Source organism: Aedoeadaptatus nemausensis (assembly GCF_903819165.1).
GTDB lineage: Bacteria > Bacillota > Clostridia > Tissierellales > Peptoniphilaceae > Aedoeadaptatus > Aedoeadaptatus nemausensis.
On sequence record NZ_CAIJCS010000019.1, the window covers coordinates 268,749 to 289,160 of the forward strand.

Consider the following 20,412-nt stretch of genomic DNA (forward strand, 5'->3'; position numbering starts at 1 on the left):
GATTCTGTTCATCCTTTATTATAATGCAGTTCCCCATCCCGTGCAATGGATTTCATGATAACGATCACACAGACTTAATAATCGTTGAGCTACCATCAGTCCGTCGTGTCGAATATAGCCTTCTTTATAGAAAGCGAAGGAGCCGCTTTCCACCTCGATGCCTCGGGATAAAAGCGTTGTCTTTTCTTCCTCACTTACAAAAATAGGCGCCACGCCTTTTTCGCTGTAACGGGAAAGGATATCGCTCTGTACTTCCCCATCGTTTACCAGTGCGTAATCGATGGGGCGGGTAAGCCCGTGATCTTTTAAAGCCTGAATGTGATCGGTTAAGCTCATGCCTTCCGTCTCTCCTCGCTGCTCCATAACATTGGCCACGTAGACGAGTGGCGCCTCGGAGCGGGCAATGGCATCGGCGATGCCCGGCACGATCACATTGGGAATGAGGGAAGTGTATAGACTGCCCGGACCCAAGACGATCATATTCGCCTCTTCGATGGCGTGAAGGCACTCGGGATTGACCTCCGGATTTTCCGTATCGAAGCGAATGGAGTTGATGGCGAGATCGTGTTCCCATGCGTATTTCGGAATGATGGATTCTCCCGTAAGTTCACTCTCATCGGAAAAGGTGGCCACGAGGCGAATGGATTCCGTGGTGACCGGGAGAACTTTTCCCGTAATTCTTAAAACCTGAGCCGCTTCCCCGACCCCTTCGGCAAAACCGCCGTAGAGATCGGAAAGGGCGGCGAGAATTAAATTCCCCATGTTCTGCCCTTCCAGCTTTCCGTCGGAAAAGCGGTATTGCAAAAGTTGCTCTAAAGAGGGCTCCGCGTTGGCGAGGGCCACTAAGCAGTTTCGAATATCTCCCGGCGGCAAGATGCCGTAATCCCTTCTGAGCATGCCGCTGCTGCCTCCGTCGTCGGCCATGGTGACGATGGCGGTAATATTTTTCGAAAAGCGCTTTAAGCCTCTCAGTAAAGTGGATATACCTGTACCGCCGCCTAAGACGACAAAGTTCGGATCGTAACGATCGATCATATTATCACCGCTCTCCCAAATCCCGATGGCCTACGACGACGGGGAAATCCTCCGCTTTAAGCGCTTGCCCCAAAGCTTCCGCCACGGCCACGGAACGATGGAATCCCCCCGTGCAACCGATGCCGATAGTAAGGGTCTCCTTCCCCTCCGCCACATAGCCCGGCCCGAAGGTTTTAATATAATTGACGATGTAATGAATAAATTCCTCGCTCATTTTTTGCCCCAATACATAGTTCGACGTCTCTTCACTCAGACCGTTGTGAGGCTTGAGTTCGGGAATGTAATAGGGATTGGGCAGAAAGCGCATATCGAATACGAGGTCCGCCTCTTCCAAGATCCCGTTTTTAAAGCCGAAGGAGACGACGGAAAGGCTCAGCCTTCCCTGTTCTTCCTGTAAAATCGACTTCAGGCGAATCTTCAAATTGTAATTGGTCATTTTCGAGGTATCGATAATATAATCGGCTCGCTCGCGCAAAGGTGCCATCCGCAAAATTTCCTCGTCGATTCCCTTGCCGATGGAAGAACTTAGAGGATGGGGGCGGCGCAGTTCCTTGAACCGCTTGATCAGCACGTGGCGATCGGCCTCCAGATAAATGACCGTAACATCGTCCACCGTCTTGTTGAGAGTATCCATGGCCACATCCAGCTCTTTAAAAAAGAGTCCGCTCCGAATATCCAGTACTAATGCCACCAAGGGCATCTGAGCCTCTTCCACGATGCTTATAAATTTCGGAAAAAGGGCCGGCGGCAAATTGTCCACGCAAAAATAGCCCAAGTCTTCCGCCGCCTTCAGCGCCTGGCTCTTTCCCGCGCCGGAAAGGCCTGTGAGCACAAGTAATTTCACCGGATACCCCCTTATTTTTCGCCGAGAACCTTAACCTCTGTTTCCAATTCCACGCCGTGTTTTTGGTAAACCGCCTCTTGTACCGTGCGAATAAGTTCCACCACTTCTCGGCAAGTGGCATTGCCTCTGTTAATGACGAAACCGCAGTGTTTTTCGGAGACCTGAGCATCGCCGTGGCGTAAGCCCCTAAGACCCGCCTGATCGATTAACTGGCCGGCGTAATATCCCACGGGGCGCTTGAAGGTACTTCCCGCAGAAGGATATTCCAAGGGCTGCTTCGTCGTCCGTCTGTTCCAAAGATCGTCCATTTGCTCCTGAATAAGGGCTCCGTCTCCGGGCTCCAGGATAAATGTAGCCGATAAGACGATGAGATTATCCGTATAGACCCGGCTGTTTCTGTATTCGAAATGAAGTTCTTCGTTGGAAAGCACTTCGATAGTGCCGTCCCGGTGCAGAACCCGCACCGACTCCACCACATCTTTCATCTCGCCGCCGTAAGCGCCGGCGTTCATGGTCATGGCGCCGCCGATGCCTCCGGGAATGCCGTGGGCAAATTCGAGACCCGCCAAACTCTCCCTTTGAGCCGCCTCGGCTACGCGACGCATGGAGGCGCCGCCCTCCGCAATGACACGATTGCCCTCAATTTTTATATCTTCGAAAAACGCACCCATGCGAATGACCGCGCCGCGAATCCCCTTGTCGGAAACCACCATATTGGTGCCCTTGCCCATGATCATCCAGGGAATTTTTTCTTCATCTAATCGTAAAACGGCGCGGATCAATTCCTCTTCCGTCTCCGGCTCGATAAAATAATCCACCGGTCCGCCGATTTCAAAACTCGTCACTTCTTTCATGGGGAAGTGCTCTTTTACCCGTCCTATATTTGTAAGATCCATTGATCATATCCTCCTAAGTCATGCTAACTATTTACATTGTACCAAATTATGTCTAAAAAAGTTCTAAAAAACGCTTGACATCTCTCCTAATGGATTGGTATCATTGATCCATCGAGTTTGACGAGGAGAGTACCTCGAATTTTCGGACTACAGAGAAGCTTCATTTGGTGAGAGGAGCTGTTTTGAGAATCGGGAGAACATGGCCTCCGACTCTGGCGATCGATAATAGATCGTCACAGGTGCGCCTGTTATAGCGCCGGGGTATGATAGTACCCGCTAAGGTGTAAATCGTGAGGTTTACATAAATAAAGGTGGTAACACGGTTTATATCGTCCTTTTCCCAATGGGAAAAGGACTTTTTTTATAGAATAAAGGAGGATCTCTTGATCGATTTAAAGAATATTTCCGTCGTCTTTAAACGAGACGGCAACGAATTTACGGCGGTGGACGATGTGTCCCTCACCGTAGAGAAAGGAGATGTGTACGGCATCGTCGGCTACTCCGGCGCCGGAAAATCTACTCTCGTTCGTACCATTAATCTATTGCAACCTCCCACAGAGGGAAATGTCGTCGTGGCAGGGGAAGATCTGACGACTCTGCCCGTCAAGGAACTTCGAAAACGCCGCAAAAAAATCGGCATGATCTTCCAACACTTTAATCTTATGAATGCCCGCACGATTTTAGGCAATGTCCTCTACCCTCTTCGCGACAGCAAGCTTTCCCAGGAGGAGCAGAAGGAAAAGGCCATGAAGCTTTTAAAGCTCGTAGGCATCGAAGAAAAGGCGGACAGTTATCCATCGGAACTTTCCGGCGGGCAAAAGCAAAGGGTGGCCATCGCCCGGGCCCTGGCCAACGATCCTCAGATCCTGCTTTGCGACGAGGCTACCTCCGCTCTGGATCCGCGGACCACGACGTCCATTCTTCACTTATTGAAACGCCTCAATAAAGAAATGGGCCTTACCATCGTCCTCATTACCCACGAAATGCAAGCGGTGAAAGAGATCTGCAATAAGGTGGCGGTTATGGAATCGGGACGGGTGGTAGAATCCGGTTCCCTTATCGATATTTTCGCCAGTCCCAAAGAAACCATTACTCGCCAATTCGTGAATACGGCGAGCCACTGGGACGACACCATCGACAAGATGGAGGAACACGGCTACTTCGACAAGGTGGATCCTTCAAATCAGCTGATCCACTTGCAGTATGTGGGCACATCGGCAACCGATCCTATCTTAAATAATATTTACACCAAGTTCAAAGTGGAGACCAATATTTTATCCGGCAGCATCGAATTTTTGGAAGACATCCCCTTCGGAAATCTCGTGGTTCTCTTCCAGGGCGATCCGGAAAATATCGAAAAGTCAAAAGCTTATTTACGAGAAAACAATGTAGAACTTGAAGTCGTCAAAAGGGAGGTGATTTAATGGGATTTTTTGAAAATGTCATCGCATCGAAACAGGATTTCGTCGTGGAGACCGGCGCCACCATTTACATGGTCGTGGTCACATCGATTATCGCAGGCATTATCGGCATGATCGTCGGTCTGCTCTTGACTCTTACGAAGGAGCGGGGGCTTTGGGAAAATCAAAAAGTCTATTGGTTCCTCGATAAAATTGTAAACATCTTCCGCTCCATTCCCTTTATCATCTTACTGGCGTTGATTTCCCCCTTTACCCGACACTTAATCGGCACTACCATCGGCAACACCGCCGCCATCGTGCCTCTTGTCGTGGGAAGCGCCCCCTTCTATGCCCGTCAAATTGAAAACGCCTTGGCGGAAGTGGATCCCGGGATTATCGAAGCGGCGGAATCTATGGGAGACTCCCCCATGCAAATCGTCTACGGAGTCTATTTGAAAGAAGGGCTTCCCTCTATTTTAAGAGCCAGTGCTCTCACGATTATAAGCCTTATCGGCCTTACGGCCATGGCGGGCGCCGTCGGCGCAGGCGGCCTCGGAAACCTGGCCATTACCCGCGGCTACAACCGCTTCCAAAACGACATCATCGTCGTATCTACAGTCCTAATTCTTATTTTGGTATTTATTACTCAGGCCATATTCGATCTCTGGGTAAAGAAGATACAACACTAATTAAAACTTGAAAGGAGTTTCATTATGAAATCTATTTGGAAAAAAGTAACCTCCATTACCCTTTTAACCGCCCTTCTCCTTACGGGCTGCGGCGCACCTGCTAATAATGCAAATACAGGCGACGAAAAGGCCAACGCTGCCGCCGAAGAAAATCAAAAGCCCGAAGAAACAAAAGACGGAGAACAAGTCGTTAAAATCGGCGTCGTCGGCGACGACCAACGCCTCTGGGAAAAAGCGGCGGAGCTGGCTAAAAAAGACGGCATTACCTTGGATATTAAAGTCTTTACCGACTATAATCTCCCCAACGACGCACTGGCAGACGGCAGCATCGATTTAAACGCCTTCCAACACAAGGCTTTCTTGGACGAATACAATAAGAGCAAGGGCACGGATCTTACGCCTATCGGCATGACCTATCTCTCACCCATCGGCGTCTACTCCAACAAGATCAAAGATCTGAACGAACTTAAAAACGGCGACACCGTCGCCATTCCCGACGACGCCACCAACGGCGGCCGCGCCCTTATCGTCCTCGAACAGGCAGGCGTCATTAAATTAAAAGACGACGCGGGCCTCACCCCCACGGTAAAAGATATTGCCGAAAATCCGAAAAACATTAAGATCGAAGAATTGGATGCTGCATCCGTGGCCCGCTCCCTACCCGACGTGGACGCAGCGGTTATTAACGGCGGCTTGGCAGTAGACGCCGGTCTCGACCCGAGAAACGATACGATCTTCGTCGAAGAAATGGGCGAAAGCATTGCCCCCTATATTAACTACGTCGTCGCCCGCCCGGAAGATAAAGACAACGAGCTTTACAAGAAAGTTGTAAGCTATTATCAAACCGACGAAGTGGACGAACTCTTGCAAGAACTTTACAAGGGCAGCCAATATGCCGCTTGGAAACTGGACTTAAGCAAGCTCGACCAATATAAAGACGGCAAAAGCGATTTAGAAGAATCTAAATAAAACTTTATAGCACGCCATTACCCTCTGCCCGTTCAGACGGCGGGCAGACTTTTTTTACTCAAAAATAGGATGGAATTACTATGAAAAACACATTTAAACTTATTACGCTCACATTTTTATCCCTTTTCCTCCTCGTAGGATGCGGGAATAAAGCGGAAAACGATCAGGTGGTTAAATTAGGCGTCGTCGGCGACGATCAACGCCTTTGGGAAAAAGCGGCGGAACTTGCGAAAAAAGACGGGATCACCATCGAGCTCGTGCCCTTCTCCGATTACAACACCCCGAACGATGCCCTTGTAAACGGCGATGTGGACCTTAACGCCTTCCAACACAAGGCCTTCTTGGACGAATACAATCACTCCAAGGGAACCCACCTCGTTCCCATCGGAAGAACTTTCATCTCCCCTATCGGCGCCTACTCCAATACCCTTAAGAATTTAAGAGACGTACCGGAAAACGGAAAAGTCTCCATTCCCAACGACACCACCAATGGGGGACGGGCCCTCTTTTTACTGGAAGCGGCAGGCCTTATCGAATTAAAAGATGATGTAGGCGTAAGCCCCACCCTTTCCGATATTGCGGCCAATCCGAAAAACATTGAGATCAACGAACTGGACGCCGCCCAAGTGGCCCGCACCCTTCCCGATGTGGACGCCGCGGTGATCAATACTAATCTCGCCATCGACGCAGGCCTTTCTCCGAAAGACGACGCTATTTTCATGGAACCACTCAACGAAAACTCGGCTCCCTATATTAACTACGTCGTGGCGCGAGAAGAAGACAAGGACAACGAACTTTATAACAAAGTCGCAGCTTACTACCGCACGCCGGAAGTAAAAGAACTTAACGACAAACTCTACGAAGAGACGCAAAAAATGGCATGGGAACTTACAAATATTCCCGACGCAGGCGATACGGCGGCAAAATAAGAAAACGGCTGAGGGTTCTCGGCTGTTTTCTTTGTTTCTTTTATCGTCATAATGGGAACATGGTATAATGAGCCTATCATCTTAAGATAATTTAATAGAAAGAGGTGTTCTATGAGCATTTCCAAAAAATCGAAACTTCCCGTCGGCGACTTCCGGATTATTAAGGATAAATACGTTCCCGAAATCGAATCTTCCCTGCGGAAGAAACCCGTACTTATGCCCAAGGCTATTTACAATGCGTCGGGTATCCGCATTCAGGGGACCCGTTTTAAATCCCTGATCTTTTCGACGGACATCGCCATGATCCGCAACTCCAACGCCCAGGCAGTGTTTGCCGTCTATCCCTTTACGCCTCAACTTGCCATCGTGCAGTCCATTATTCAGGGTTCCTCCATTCCCGTCTTCGCGGGAGTCGGCGGCGGCACCACCTCCGGGGCGCGGAGCGTCTCCATCGCCTTGGAATGTGAGCTTTTGGGAGCTTACGGCGTCGTCGTCAACGCGCCTATGAAAAACGAAGTGATTCGAGATATGTACAATGTTTTGGACATCCCCATTATCGCCACCGTGGTTTCAAAAAACGACGATATCGTCGGAAAAATCAACGCCGGGGCGCGAATCCTTAATGTTTCCGGCGGTAAGAATACGGCAGAGCTTGTTGCCTATGTGCGGAGCATTATCGGAAACCGCTTCCCCATTATCGCCACCGGCGGCGACAACGAAACCCATATTCAAAACACCATCGACGCCGGCAGCAACGCTATTACCTACACGCCCCCTTCTATGGCCTCCCTTTTCAAGGAACTTATGGAAGATTACAGAAACGAAAGCGACGCGAGTGCAGATGTATCCCCCAACGATCCTAAAAAACTGCATGTACGGGAATACTTGAGAGACCTGGTCTTCCCGGCAGACGCTATCGAATACATCCAGAAAAAAGGTGAAAATAAAGATGACAAAGAATAAAAGCTTCACGACCCTCGTGAACATCGCCCTGGTTTTACTGATTATTTTACTCTTCAGTATGACACGGCAATTTTTAAGCCCGATTTACAATATCTTTCTGTTTTTAATCACGCCGTTAATTCTGGCGATATATATCTTTTATGCCTTTCGCCCCATTCGCGACAAACTCGCCCAATGGACGAAAAAGCCCGGACTTTCGGCGGTCATAACCTTTTTGCTGTTCATCGCCTTCGCCATCGGCCTGTTTTACGTAACCTTCAGCATGATCTACGATCAGGCACAAAGCTTTTTACAAAATGTAAATATGAACGCCCTCGTGAAATATTCCGACACGGATATTTACAAGGAGCTCAGTCAATACATTCCCATTGGAGAGTACATCGATAAATTTGAAGCCTGGCTCCAGGGAATGGCGGGAAACATTCCCAATATGCTCAGCAGACTCTTCAGCAATATCGGCTCTATCGGCTCATTGTTCCTCCTCATTATCTTGGGTCTTTTCTACCTTTTAAAAGACGAAGAGCAAGCGGTAAAGACCATCCACTATCTGGCCCGTGGAAAATACTACGACCGCATTATGGAAGTCTTGAGCCAAATCCACAACACTCTTGAAATTTATATCTCGGGGCAAATCCTCGTGGCATGTGTTCTCGGCGTCTTAATGTTTATCGGCTACGCCATTATCGGCCTCCCCTATAAACTTTCTCTCGCTGCCATCGCCCTCGTATTCAACTTTATTCCCTTTATCGGTCCCTTCCTCGGCGCTGCACCTGCGGTCCTTGTGGGCTTAACCATCAGCCCGGCTATGATCGTTAAAGTCATCGTCGTAAGCGTGATCGTACAACAATTGGAGGGTAATATTATCACTCCGAATATTATGGGTTCGAAACTTAATATTCACCCCTTCGTCGTCATCGTTGCCGTCATGGTATGCGCCAATCTTTTCGGCGTCTTGGGCGCCCTTATCGCCTCGCCCCTTTACATGTGCATCAAAATCATCGTCAAGGGCATTCGCAACGAAAAATTCGACAGCCAAAACCAATGTGTCATTCCCTTAGATAACGATAAATCCGAATCCTAAAGAAAGGTGATCCTATGAAGTGTCTACACTGCGGCAGCGAACAATCCCCATCGAACACCTTTTGCGGAGCCTGCGGCAAGCAACTGACGCCCCATAGGCCTGCAAAAAACGAAGAAGTGACGACTACACCGCCCTCCCCGAGGCGGAAACAAATCATCGTCGCCATTTGCATCCTACTCGCGCTCCTGGCCCTTATCGTAGGAAAAAGCGTCCACAAAAATCTGAAGATCAACCGACTGGACCGGCAAATGAACCGCGCAGTAGAAGACGAATCCTACGCCGAAGCATTAAATCATGCCCGTACCCTTTACGATTTAACCGGCGATGAAGAATATTTGGAGCGCGGGAAGGAAATTAAGACTATCGCAGAAATGAAGAAAGATTTAAATCGGGCCGAGAGCGCATTGGAAGACGGAGACTTTTCCTTCGCCCTCCGGATATTAAAAGACTATGGCGATCGCCGCGAGCTCCTTCCCGATAAATACGACGATCTGAAAAGAGGTTTCTACGCCGGGCTGGAAAAACAGGTATCGAAATACCGAAGTGCCGGCTCGAAAGATCAGGCCGTGGCCCTCGTCAACGACCTTCTCGCCATAGACGGCGGCAATGAACGCCTCCTGGCCATTCTCGCCGAAGCGAAGGCATCCACGGGAGCGTCCGCTCAATCGGTCGATGCGCCGCCCAAACCGAAGGCTGAAGCGAAGCCGAATCAAAGGCAAGTTTCTTCAAATGGAAGTAAACTTTCAAAAGTGGCATCCAATCTCCTGGACAAGGACATAACCTCCACGGCCCTTCACACCAATGTAAGGAGCGAGCCCTCCATTAACGCTCCCGTCGTCTACGCACTGGAAAAAGGCTCCACCGTCCACGTCTACCGCACGGTCATCGAGGGAAATATTATTTGGCTCGACATCGGAGACGGATGGACATCTCACAAAAACTTTAACGGCGATTTAACCTATTAGTCGCCTCGCCCCCCTATGGGGGCTTTTTCTTTACGCCGAACTGAGAACTTTTCGCTTTACAACAATAAAATTACTTTATATAATGGAGTAAAGTAATTAGAAAGGAGCGCCTATGCACTGTACTCATTGCGGAGAAGTCGTCGATCCCAAAGATCGTTTCTGCACCCATTGCGGCCAAGCGAATCCCTCTTACGGCGAAGACGCCCGCGAATCTTCAGACGACCATTTTAAAACTCAAGCTTACGACAATTATCAAACTCCACCGTCTTATGCCCCGTCGAATCAAGACTATCCCCAAAGACCGGGGAAATTTAACTGGGGCGCCTTCACATTTACAGTGGCATGGGGCATCGGAAATAATTGCTATCTCTGTTTGCTCGCCCTCATTCCCGGACTGAATATTATAATGTCTTTTATTGCGGGCTTTATGGGCAATCGATGGGCCATGGAAAATAACACTTATCGTGACATGGAAGAATTTTCAAAAATTCAACAGACGTGGAATCGGGCCGGCTTTATCTTCTTTATTATCGCCGTCATTCCCCTCGCCTTCTTCATGTTTATCGGCTTTATGACTCTCATAACAGCCCCTACCTTAAGCAATAACTGGCTATAATTTAAAACTCTATTTCTAAAAAACGACGAAGTCCTCGCCGTTTTTTTATTTACTTGAAAAAAATAAGGCCTCAACCGAAAGTTGCGGCCTAGTTGCTTGTAAGGGCATTCTCTTTTTGTTACTTTATGAGTGAACGTTATCGAGAAAAAGAAAAGGAGCAGATCATGTACGGTCAAAAAATAAAAGCAAAACGCCGAGCTCTTCATATGTCTCAGGAAGACTTGGCGAAAAAATTAAATCATACCCGCCAGGCGATTTCCAAATGGGAAATGGATAAAGCCCAGCCGACCATGGCAAACCTTCGGGAGCTTTCACGGGTATTCGACGTGGATATGGCCTATTTTATCGGCGAAGATAAAATAACGGATGATGAAGAATCCCCTGCAGCGGGAATCTTTTGGTGGATGCTCTATTCCATTATAGGTTTCGTCTTCTTCGCACTCTATTATTTTGCCATTATGGAATCTGTTTTAAAAATAAATCCAAAAGAGATGCCCTATCTTCTCATCACCCTTTATATGATCGCCGCCACTATCGCCTTTCCCCAGGCTTACAAAGACGAAGGCCATCGCCTCGAGAATTTGGATTACTTCCTGTTCAGCAAATTGGCACTGCCCGTGTTCTATGTCCTCTCACCCGTTATTGTGGCGAGAGGAGTGATTAAAAATAAATAGATCTACGGAAGAAGATTTCTCACAAAATATAATTGTGAATCGGTCTCAGATATTCCACGATCGCATCACGAGGAAGAAGCCCTTCCGGACGGCATTTTCCACACCGGATGGCATTCAAACGCAAGTTGGGCTCTTCGTATGGAAGAAAAATCTTCGCACACATTTTGCGGGCGGGCAGGCCCGCCCCTACATTGGGACTCATCCGGGACGTGGTTTTTGTGTCGGGCAACCAATCTCACAAACCGCTAAAATAAAAAACCATTACAACTTATCCACCGGCTCCGTAGGGGCGAGCCCTTAGACGATGGAGACGAAAAATCTAATTTAGAAAAAATACAAGGATGCCCAATACAAATTAAACGGCGTTAGCCGTTTAGACATATAGAAAGCATCAGGGTGGAAAAAATCGGTCCCTGAAAAGTTTTTACAGATATTGTTTGCTTCTAAAAGAGAAAATCTTCAGGAAAAGTAATAAAAGCATTTCCACATAAAAAGACCTTACCCCTTTCGGGCAAGGTCTTTTTTCTATGCGAAATATCCTTTCGCCTTTTCCAATCTTTTTAAAATCTCTTCTTTTCCGAGGAGATAGATGATATTGCTGAGCTCGGGTCCGTGGACATTGCCCGTCATAGCGGCACGGGCCGGCATGTAGAGGTTCTTTCCTTTGACGCCGCTCGCTTTTTGAACTTGCTTCATAAGCTTTCCGGCATCTTCTAAGGTAATCTCGTCCATTTCTCCGAGAATTTCTTCGAGCCCTGTGACGACTTTCGGCGCCGATTCGGATTTTAATTGCTCGAGAGCTGCCTCTTCCGTTACATCATATTCGTCGTAGAGGAAACCGCAGGCTTCGGGAACTTGCTCCAAGCGATCCAGCCCGTCTTGAATGGTTTCCATTAAGACGCGGTAATGCTCGGGATTTTTTTCTACATCTTCTTTAGTGAAGAGGCCCGCTTCTTCGATATAGGGCATGGCCATTTCCAGGAGTTCGTCGGTGGAGAGTTCCTTCATGTAATGGCTGTTGACCCAGTCCAGTTTCTTCACGTCGAAGACGCCGCCAGTTTTGGCGATGCGCTTCGTATCGAAGGCTTTAATAAGCTCGTCCATTGTGAAGATTTCCTGATTATCTTCGGGTGACCAGCCCACGAGGGCCAGGTAGTTGACCAGGCCTTCCGGCAGGTAGCCGTGGCCGCGGAAGTCTTCGACGGACACGTCCCCTTGACGTTTGGAAAGCTTTTTGTGATCGCTGTTCAAGACGCCGGGCAGGTGAATATAGGTGGGCACTTCCCAGCCCAGAGCTTCGTAAAGATAGACGTGTTTCGGCGTGGAGGGTAGCCACTCTTCCCCGCGAATAATGTGGGTAATCCCCATTAAGTGGTCGTCCACGACGACGGCCATGTGATAGGTGGGGAAGCCGTCGCTCTTCATAAGCACCTGATCGTCCATTTCATTACTATTGATGGTGATCGTGCCGCGAGCTTCGTCTTCGAAGGAAATATCACGGTCGTGGGGAAGTTTTAAACGCACGACATAATCTTCGCCATTGGCGATGCGCTCTTTCGCCTCTTCCATGGACACGCCGCGGCAAAGACCGTCATAGCGGGGAACCTTGCCCTTGATTTTTTGCTCTTCGCGCAGGGCGTCAAGACGCTCTTTGGTGCAGAAGCAGTAATAAGCGTGGCCCGATTCCAAAAGTTGGTCCACGTATTTTTTATAAATATCGAGACGCTTCGATTGAATATAGGGGCCGCAATCGCCCTTCTCTACAACTTCGCCGCCTTCCATCATGACGCCTTCGTCGATTTCGATTCCCGACCAGGTCAGGGAGCGAATTAAGTTTTCGATGGCTCCTTCTACAAAGCGGGTTCTATCCGTATCTTCGATGCGAAGTAAAAATTTACCATTATGTTGTCTGGCGTATAGATAGTTGTATACGGCGGTTCGCAAGCCGCCGATGTGCAAATACCCCGTCGGCGACGGAGCAAAGCGTACGCGTACATTGTCCATGGTTCCTCCTTATTTTTCCATCAGTGTAAAGGCGGAAAGAATGTCTTCATCTCGCCAAGTATTGACGATAAGCTCTTCGGGATAATCCATCTCTTCGAGGAGCGCCCTCGCGAGATCGAAATTTCCCACCTCTACATCCATGTGGGCGTCGCTGCCCACGATGACTTTCATGTTTTTTTCTTTTCCTAATTGCAACAGCACCTTTAGGTTTTCCCTCGCCCCTAGACGCGGCCCATTGACTTTCAAAGATGAATTATTGACCTCACAAAAAAGATCACGCTCTACGATAAAATCGGAGAGCTGATCGTAATCTAAAGGAAAGCGCGCATCGTCGGGATGGCCGACGATTTTTACCAACGGATGATCGCAGGCTTTTATAATGGCCTGCGTGTTTTCTTCCGCAGTTTTGGAACTGTAACATTGTCTGTGTAAACTTACGATGGCGTAATCGACTCGCCCTCTACTGAGGTCGATATCGATATCTCCGTCTTCGTTTAAAATATTAGCTTCTACGCCGCATAGCACGCAAATGCCGTCGATATAGCGGGGAATTCCCCGATAATTACCGAAAGTGGAATTACTGTAAACACCGGGCATGGCCTTGGCGTGGTCGCTCGTTCCAAAAATCGTCAATCCTTTTTCTTTGGCGACGTTTATATTCTCTCTAAGAGTTGAGTAAGCGTGTCCGGAGGCGATGGTGTGCGTATGCAAGTCCATGTGTAATTGCATAATGCCTCCAATCTATCTCAATTATTATAGCATAGGCACGGAATATGGACAAAAACCCGAGGCCGAAATTTGTATTTTTCCACAAAAAAAGCCCGACATGGGGCATATTGAATTAGGGGTTTTAGAAAAACTAATTTAGAAAGCCTTTAGATGGCAAAAGAAAAGGCTATGAGTTTAATGCTCATAGCCTTCCCACTAACTTTTATAAGTTTCCGCCTGCTCTAAAACCATGTCAACTACTTCTTAACTCCTTTAAAGAGAGTATCTGTTTTTATAAGGTTGAATTCTTAAATAAACTATTTTTTATCATCTATTTCTTATTTCCTTTCTTCTTTCTAAGTAAAATATGGCAAGAATGCTGATAATTTCAATAACTGTTACTACTATGCTGCCCTCAGGTCCATATATCTCATCGTACAAGCTATAATTTAAAATCTTAAAGTTAAGTAAGCTATCAAATCCACTAAAGCCACTTACGTTTAAACCATAAATCATTGCCATGGAGAAATTCCAACCTGCGTGAACTCCAGAGGTCAACATAATATTTTCTTTGTAAAATAGTAATTTTCCAAAAAATATGCCCACTAGGATTGTGTTAAGGGTGGACAAAATTGTAACTCCCTCATTACTCAGGTGTAAAAGTCCAAAAAAAATCGAAGGAAGTAAAATTGCAACATTTCTTCCAAATCTATCACATAGAACTCTCGTTAGGATTCCTCTTACCAAGACTTCTTCTGATGTTGACTGGATAAAAAATGCTATAAAGTAGGCAAGAAAAATCAAATTGAAATTGCCATAACTACTTCCACTGTATCCAAGGGCTCCCCTCCCCACGTCTAATAAGACATAAATTGAAATTTGCAAGAATCCAAGGAAAAGTCCAATGCCAGTGGTCTTGGCAAGACTTTCCCTCTTAAAGAAGATGTAGTCACTTTTCTTTTTCAAAATAAATTTTACAAAAAAGATGGCCGCCAATAGTTGACCAGTAGTTCCCATTAACATCACTAGGTTTGCATTTTTATAGTCGTTGTTAAAATAGGTTTTTCCATAAAAAATGAGTGACAGAGCAAGCATAATTCCACCAGTGAAGATGGCGATTGCCAGTAGCAAAATAAAAATATTTAAGATAATTTTAGAAAAATCCTTTACTTTGTTTTCCATAGTCTTCTAACCTTTCTTTTTTAATCTTCTCCCATTTTAGCTATAGTGTGAGGAGTTGTACTTGCGACTTTTGTAAGCCCGGTTTATTCATCTTGTCATTTATTATTTTTTCCATAATTTATCATATGAAATCGCATTGCACTTTGTATGGTTTTTCTGTCATATTATACTACATTCTATGACTTAATCTTTCCATATTTCTTAAGACGAATCTGTTTCCGTCTTCTTTTCTAATCAAAATCACTGCTTTTATTTTGGGCTAGTGAAGGGAGAATACGGCCATCAAGAGAAAATATCTAAACTAGGGAAACTTTTACAAAATCGCAGTAAGAAGAGCTTAATGTAGAATCATTAATAAAACTTCTTAGGAAGTACATGGGTATTAAAGAAATTGAACAAGAAATAATAAGAACTTTTATAGAGAAGATTTATGCAGTCAAATCAGAAAAAGCTCCAGGTACAAAGTTAAGGAAGCAAACTGTCTTGATTTATGCAACTTTATAGGGAAAATTGACATTTAAAAATCGGCACGAAATTTAATACCTTCATGCCGATTTAATATTAAGGAATAAAATCCCTAATTAAAAGCCCGACGAATCGGGCTTCCGTTCTTTATTGAGGTTGTCCTGTCGCTTCTAAGATATGATAGTAGCTCCACATGCTTTTGTTTACGTCCTTAAAAGAGTTGACGGCATAGGTGTCGAGGAACTCCTTATTCGCTTCTCGTCCCTGGGCTTTATTGAGGGCGACACAAACTTCCTGGCGGGTAATATTTTCAGAAGGGGCAAAGCGTCCCTTGCCGCGTCCGCTCATTAAGCCTGCCTGTTCAACGGCGGCAATGTAACCGCTCGCCCAGTGGCTCGACTTAACATCTCTATAATCGGTGCCGCCGTTTATCGGCGTGAGGTTTGCGTATCCCGCTAAAATTCTTGCGAACTCCGCACGGGTTATGGTTTTTTGCGGCTTAAAAGTGCCGTCTTTGTAGCCGTTGATCAGGCCTTTTTTCTCCATATAGCCTACGGAGGATGCGTACCATTTACTGTCGTCGATATCCCTAAAGGAACTGAAGGCGCCGACCTTTTCCCCATGGGTCATAATGCGGGTAAAGACGGCGGATACTTCCGCGCGGGTCATGGCCTTTTTCGGCTTAAAGGTCTTATCGGGATAGCCCGTCATATAGCCCGGGCGGGCGACTTTCAAGGCCTCTTCCAAAGCTTTTTGCACGCTCGCCATTTCGCCGGGATATGTTTCGTCTTTCGCTAAGGCAAATTCCGCCGTGGCCATGGCGGCATTTACTTGGAGCTGATCCACATGGGGGCTGTTTGTCGTGGGAACGGACTTTAACACGTCCAGGTAATCCTGCATTTTTTTACGGGTGGGGTTTTCCTCTGCGGGAACGACCTCCGCTCCCTGAACTTTTACTTTTACGGTTTCCTCGGTTTTGCCCGAAGCAAATTCAAAGCTGAGCTCCGCTCCCTCCGGTTGAGGATTAATGACGATGGCGAAGGTGCCGTTGTTTTTCGCCACGCCGCTTCCGATAAGGGTTCTGCCTCTAAAGACGCGGACGCGGGTCTTCTTCGGCGCCTTTCCCGTCAGGGTATTATCCGTCGGCTCGATAGGATCCACTGTAAAGAGCCCGGAAGGTTTCGGTTGCCCCTTTTCGCTGATTACATCTTTTTGAATGCTCTTCGTCTTTCCGCTCCGCTCTACGATACTGTAGGCATAAGACATTTTAACTTCATCGATATTTTTGACGCCCTTTTTAAACTTTCCGTTTAATTGAAGGGTCATCTCTTCTCCCCTTAAATTTCGAACATCGGGAATGACCAGGGTAATGATCTCCTGACCCGGCCCGTCGCCGCTTTTTGTGGCCGAAAGTCGATAGTCGTTGTCACTCAAGGGCCCGTCCAGTTTAAAATCATCTACACGCACCGATTTATCCACGAGAAAAGACAGGGAAAATGTCTTTATATTCTGTTTGTAATCAGTAGGCAGCGCAATGGAAAGGGTCATCGGATAGCTGTCTCCACCTTTTTGCTTATAGGTTTCGGGAATAGACAGCGCCGTCTGTACATCTTCAACCGCATAGACCCCGGTGGTCACGCTTAGAAAGAGACAGAGCATCGCCCATAATAATACTCTTTTTCTCATACATACCTCCTTTCGTCTATTATAAAGGTTTTTCTCTCCCCTCACGTTACGTTTTTATAACATTCAGATAAAAGAAAAACCTCGTTTGCCGAGGTTTTCTACACTATGAAAGAGCGTCCGTAATGAAATCCACTACACCTGTCAGGGGGAGTTTTTCCGCTTCTTCTCCCCGGCGCTTACATTCGTACAGGCCTTCGCCTATATCTTTTCCCGCCGTCACCTGGAGGGGGATGCCTAAAAGGTCTCGGTCGTTATATTTGACGCCGGCCCTTTCGTTTCTGTCATCTAACAGGACGGAGATTCCTTTTTCCTTCAGAGCACGGTATAGCTGGAGTCCGCCTTCCAGCTGATCTTCTTTTTTTGCATTGGCTATGGTAATCGCCACATCATAAGGGGATAGACCGACGGGGAAATTCAATCCTTTATCGTCGTGATGAGCTTCTAAAACAGCCGCCATAATACTCGTCACGCGAGCGGAGACGCCGGTAGTGACGAAGGGCGCTTCCTTACCCGATTCGTTAATGAATTGAACTTTCATAGATTTTGCAAATCCGTCGCCGGGTTTTTTCACGCGAAGGAGCTCAAATCCCGTGCCGAAAGTGTAAGCTTCTCCTTCCGGCGTCTCGTCCCCTTCTTCCACGGAGAGAAGATCCTCCGCAATTTCCGCTTCGAAATCGCGTCCATAGTTTACATTTTTTCTGTGATAATCCACGCGATTGGCGCCGACTACCATATTATCGATCTTCGTCACGGAACGATCGACGATAATGCGGGCCTTTTCGCTGAGGCCGATGGGGCCCGTAAAGCCCGGGAAAGAACCCATTTCGCTAATGGTCTCTTCGTCGAGCATATCGATGGCTTCCTCATCTACCTTTAAGTAGGCTGCCAATTTTTTAAGACTTAAATCTCTGTCCCCGGGCACGAAAACGAAGACCGCATCTCCGTTAATGTTCAGGTCCACGGCCTTGGCGCAGCGCGCGGGCTCCACGCCGATCATCTCGGCCAGATCTTTAATGGTCGCCGCATCGGGGGTGTGTATGTCTTCTCTTTCCAAGGGTTCTTCTGCACTCGGCAAGGCATAACCAATGGGCGCCAAATCCTTATAGAAGGATTTTTCGCCACACCACGCCAATTCCACCGGATAGCCCTCGCCCGTGCCGTAGAAAATAAAGGCGTCGTCGGTTTCCACGATTTTATATGAAATGTCCCATCCATCGAGCAGAGATTTCGCCCTTTCGATCTTCTCCAGGTAAAAACCTTCGCTCTCTTCGATGGAAGTATTAAATTCATAGCCGTCGATTACATTGGCTTCGCGGGCATCGCCGAAGCCCGCCTTAGGCTTTTCGATATTGTTAAATTCTTTTTCCACTTCGTAAAGGAAGAGGGGCAATTGCTTGTAGCTCTTCAGTTCTCCGCTTACGAGGTTTAAAAAAGCTTCTTCCGATTCCGGCGCCAGAGCGGCCTGACGATAATAGCGGTCCGCCACTTTATACATATTCGATCCGTAACTGTCCCAGCGTCCGCTGGCCTCCCAAAGCGCCCTCGGTTGAAGGCGAGAGGTGGACACTTTCAAGCCGCCTTCAAATAAGGCGCGGATAATTTCCTCTTGCAACTTCTCCATCATTTCCACGCCATAGGGAAGAAGACTGTAGACGCCGACGCCGGTCATGCGGGCCATGGCGCTTCTCGCCATAAGACCGTGGGCGCGGGTGACGGCTTCCGCCGGTTCTTCGCGAAGGGTCGGTAAATAATAATGAGATAATTTCATGAGGCTCCTTTCATTCCGCTTGGCGAATACAGTTCTTCGCCGCCTCTAAAAAGCCGTAGCTGGCTTCCGTGGCGCCGGAGACCGTATCCACATCGGCGGATTGTTTCTTTATAACGCGGTCTTCGAGGGTTTCAAAGGCATCTTCCACGACGCCTACATTTTCCGTGTGATCCACGACCCGGACACTGTCGATATAGCCGTCGCGCACCCGCATTTCCACGCGAATGTCTCCTTGCATCCCCCTACCTTCCGAGGAGTAGGTGCCGTCTTCTAAAAGGCGACGCCCCTCCGCCCGTTCTTCCACGGGCAGGGTATTTGTTTCTTCTTGTACCGGCTCTTCCGCACTATAACTTACAGAGGATCCGCATCCCGTAAGCAATAGACAGGCCGTTAAACTCATTAAGAGTTTTTTCAATGGACTGGCTCCTTTATAATCAATGAATGAATCCTTTTAATTTCTTCTTATTTAAAGTATAACGAATAAGCTGAGTCGCTTCAATCTTCCGATTCGCCCTTTTCCTTCGTAAGATCCCTTACACTTTGGCGCTTAATAATTTCAACAGGCAGGAGAATCATCTCGTCGTCGCGATCGGGATTTTTCTCGTCTAAAATCTTAAAGAGTTTGCGAATGGCCACGGCGCCGATATCGTAATAAGGCTCTTTTACCGTGGTCAATTTCGGGCGATAAATCTCAGAAAGCGCGGTACCGCCGAAGCCCGCAAAGGAAATATCCTCGGGAATCTCCACCCCATGATCCCGCATGACGTTCATTAAGTGAATGGCCATTAAATCCTGGCTGCAGAAAAGAACGGAATATTTTCCCCCGAGCAAATCCTCTTCGTGCTCTTCGAAGACGTCCATGGCGTCTTTTTCCGTCAAGCCTTCGCAATATAAAATAGAAGGCTTGAGCCCGGCGGCGCGCATGGCGTCGCGATAACCGCGGATCTTAAATTTTTCATTGGTACGGTCCATGTCTTTTCGCATGGCCACATAGCCGATGGATTTGTGCCCCAAATTAATGAGATAATCGGTCATATTGAAGCTCGCCGCTTTATTATTGGTGGTAACTGTCGGCGCTTCGTCGATATTATAGAAGCGATTGATGACCACACAGGGAATTTTAAATTCGTCTAATTTATAAAGTAACTTTTGATTTAAAATCTCTGAAATAATAATGATCCCTTCCACTTGCTTTTGGCTGAAGAGATTGGCAAATTTCAATTCCACTTCGGGATCGTCATAGGAAGAAGACAGGAAAATATCATAATTGTACATTCTTCCGATCTCTTCTACACCGCGAAGCACTTGAGATACATATTGGTTCCCCACATCGGAGACGATGACGCCGATAATATTACTTTTTTTCGTTACGAGGCTTCTCGCCACTTCATTGGGCTTGTAGTCCAAAACGCTGATAGCGTGGAGCACCCGGCGTCTCGCCTCGGGACTTACAGGTTTTGAGTCGTTGATTACGCGAGAGACGGTGGAAATGGATACATCCGCCATCTTCGCCACGTCTTTAATTGTCGATGCCATAA

The 20,412-nt window shown here is 47.4% G+C and carries 19 protein-coding genes, 1 pseudogene and 1 other annotated feature; of the genes and pseudogenes, 10 read left to right on the plus strand and 10 right to left on the minus strand.

What is annotated here, in order from left to right; translation table 11 throughout:
- Nucleotides 1-18 precede the first annotated feature (18 nt).
- The 3 genes from PEPTYR26121_RS05940 to murB are packed head-to-tail and all read right to left on the minus strand — an operon-like array spanning nt 19 to nt 2,775.
- Nucleotides 19-1,035, minus strand: a complete 1,017-nt coding sequence (locus PEPTYR26121_RS05940) for a gluconeogenesis factor YvcK family protein (RefSeq protein WP_180500214.1) — start codon at nt 1,033-1,035, stop codon at nt 19-21.
- A gap of 4 nt (nt 1,036-1,039) precedes the next feature.
- On the minus strand, nt 1,040-1,879 hold the full coding sequence (gene rapZ / locus PEPTYR26121_RS05945) for an RNase adapter RapZ (RefSeq protein ID WP_180500216.1): 840 nt from the start codon (nt 1,877-1,879) through the stop codon (nt 1,040-1,042).
- An 11-nt stretch (nt 1,880-1,890) separates the two neighbouring features.
- Nucleotides 1,891-2,775 (minus strand): UDP-N-acetylmuramate dehydrogenase, encoded by an 885-nt coding sequence (murB, locus tag PEPTYR26121_RS05950; protein WP_180500218.1) that lies wholly within the window; start codon nt 2,773-2,775, stop codon nt 1,891-1,893.
- A 108-nt stretch (nt 2,776-2,883) separates the two neighbouring features.
- Nucleotides 2,884-3,115 (plus strand) — a binding site (T-box leader).
- 43 nt (nt 3,116-3,158) lie between these two features.
- Between murB and PEPTYR26121_RS05955 the strand changes: the two genes are divergently transcribed.
- The 9 genes from PEPTYR26121_RS05955 (at nt 3,159) to PEPTYR26121_RS05995 (ending at nt 11,061) form a co-directional block, all read left to right on the plus strand.
- The gene (locus PEPTYR26121_RS05955; RefSeq protein ID WP_180500220.1) at nt 3,159-4,199 is read left to right on the plus strand and encodes a methionine ABC transporter ATP-binding protein; all 1,041 of its coding nucleotides are present in this window, start codon (nt 3,159-3,161) and stop codon (nt 4,197-4,199) included.
- Nucleotides 4,199-4,864 carry a methionine ABC transporter permease gene (locus PEPTYR26121_RS05960; protein ID WP_180500222.1) on the plus strand — a complete coding sequence of 222 codons (666 nt, stop codon included), beginning with the start codon at nt 4,199-4,201 and terminating at the stop codon, nt 4,862-4,864. The genes PEPTYR26121_RS05955 and PEPTYR26121_RS05960 overlap by 1 nt, the downstream gene beginning before the upstream one ends.
- 24 nt (nt 4,865-4,888) lie before the next feature.
- The gene (locus PEPTYR26121_RS05965) at nt 4,889-5,833 is read left to right on the plus strand and encodes a MetQ/NlpA family ABC transporter substrate-binding protein (RefSeq protein ID WP_180500224.1); all 945 of its coding nucleotides are present in this window, start codon (nt 4,889-4,891) and stop codon (nt 5,831-5,833) included.
- 80 nt (nt 5,834-5,913) lie between these two features.
- Nucleotides 5,914-6,762 (plus strand): MetQ/NlpA family ABC transporter substrate-binding protein, encoded by an 849-nt coding sequence (locus tag PEPTYR26121_RS05970; RefSeq protein ID WP_180500226.1) that lies wholly within the window; start codon nt 5,914-5,916, stop codon nt 6,760-6,762.
- 111 nt (nt 6,763-6,873) lie between these two features.
- A complete protein-coding gene (locus tag PEPTYR26121_RS05975; protein ID WP_343045221.1) occupies nt 6,874-7,725 on the plus strand; it encodes a hydrolase in 852 nt (283 codons plus the stop codon).
- Nucleotides 7,712-8,806, plus strand: coding sequence for an AI-2E family transporter (locus tag PEPTYR26121_RS05980; protein ID WP_180500228.1), 1,095 nt, complete (start codon nt 7,712-7,714; stop codon nt 8,804-8,806). Before PEPTYR26121_RS05975 ends, PEPTYR26121_RS05980 begins: the two co-directional genes overlap by 14 nt.
- Nucleotides 8,807-8,820: 14 nt before the next feature.
- Entirely contained in the window at nt 8,821-9,771 is a 951-nt protein-coding gene (locus PEPTYR26121_RS05985; protein ID WP_180500230.1) for a hypothetical protein, read from the plus strand.
- Nucleotides 9,772-9,883: 112 nt separating this feature from the next.
- A complete protein-coding gene (locus PEPTYR26121_RS05990) occupies nt 9,884-10,387 on the plus strand; it encodes a zinc ribbon domain-containing protein (RefSeq protein ID WP_180500231.1) in 504 nt (167 codons plus the stop codon).
- 164 nt (nt 10,388-10,551) lie between these two features.
- Nucleotides 10,552-11,061, plus strand: a complete 510-nt coding sequence (locus PEPTYR26121_RS05995) for a helix-turn-helix domain-containing protein (RefSeq protein ID WP_180500233.1) — start codon at nt 10,552-10,554, stop codon at nt 11,059-11,061.
- Nucleotides 11,062-11,586: 525 nt separating this feature from the next.
- On the opposite strand, the gene gltX is transcribed toward PEPTYR26121_RS05995, so the two are convergent.
- From gltX to PEPTYR26121_RS06010, 3 genes are all read right to left on the minus strand, one after another.
- A complete protein-coding gene (gltX, locus tag PEPTYR26121_RS06000) occupies nt 11,587-13,065 on the minus strand; it encodes a glutamate--tRNA ligase (protein ID WP_180500234.1) in 1,479 nt (492 codons plus the stop codon).
- 9 nt (nt 13,066-13,074) lie between these two features.
- A complete protein-coding gene (locus PEPTYR26121_RS06005; RefSeq protein WP_180500236.1) occupies nt 13,075-13,794 on the minus strand; it encodes a phosphatase in 720 nt (239 codons plus the stop codon).
- Nucleotides 13,795-14,100: 306 nt separating this feature from the next.
- Nucleotides 14,101-14,955, minus strand: coding sequence for a CPBP family intramembrane glutamic endopeptidase (locus PEPTYR26121_RS06010; RefSeq protein WP_180500238.1), 855 nt, complete (start codon nt 14,953-14,955; stop codon nt 14,101-14,103).
- Between the two features lie 348 nt (nt 14,956-15,303).
- Here PEPTYR26121_RS06010 and PEPTYR26121_RS06015 point away from each other — a divergent pair.
- A pseudogene (locus tag PEPTYR26121_RS06015) lies at nt 15,304-15,459 on the plus strand (DUF4368 domain-containing protein); the annotation flags it as partial.
- 108 nt (nt 15,460-15,567) lie between these two features.
- Here the strand turns inward: PEPTYR26121_RS06015 and PEPTYR26121_RS06020 are convergent.
- The 4 genes from PEPTYR26121_RS06020 to PEPTYR26121_RS06035 all read right to left on the minus strand — a co-directional run bounded on the left by PEPTYR26121_RS06020 (nt 15,568) and on the right by PEPTYR26121_RS06035 (nt 20,410).
- Nucleotides 15,568-17,106, minus strand: coding sequence for an S-layer homology domain-containing protein (locus PEPTYR26121_RS06020; RefSeq protein ID WP_180500240.1), 1,539 nt, complete (start codon nt 17,104-17,106; stop codon nt 15,568-15,570).
- Nucleotides 17,107-17,209: 103 nt separating this feature from the next.
- The gene (locus PEPTYR26121_RS06025; protein ID WP_180500242.1) at nt 17,210-18,874 is read right to left on the minus strand and encodes a proline--tRNA ligase; all 1,665 of its coding nucleotides are present in this window, start codon (nt 18,872-18,874) and stop codon (nt 17,210-17,212) included.
- Between the two features lie 10 nt (nt 18,875-18,884).
- On the minus strand, nt 18,885-19,289 hold the full coding sequence (locus PEPTYR26121_RS06030) for an FMN-binding protein (RefSeq protein WP_180500243.1): 405 nt from the start codon (nt 19,287-19,289) through the stop codon (nt 18,885-18,887).
- 80 nt (nt 19,290-19,369) lie between these two features.
- Complete coding sequence (locus PEPTYR26121_RS06035; protein WP_180500245.1) at nt 19,370-20,410, minus strand: LacI family DNA-binding transcriptional regulator; 1,041 nt, start codon at nt 20,408-20,410, stop codon at nt 19,370-19,372.
- Nucleotides 20,411-20,412: the final 2 nt, after the last annotated feature.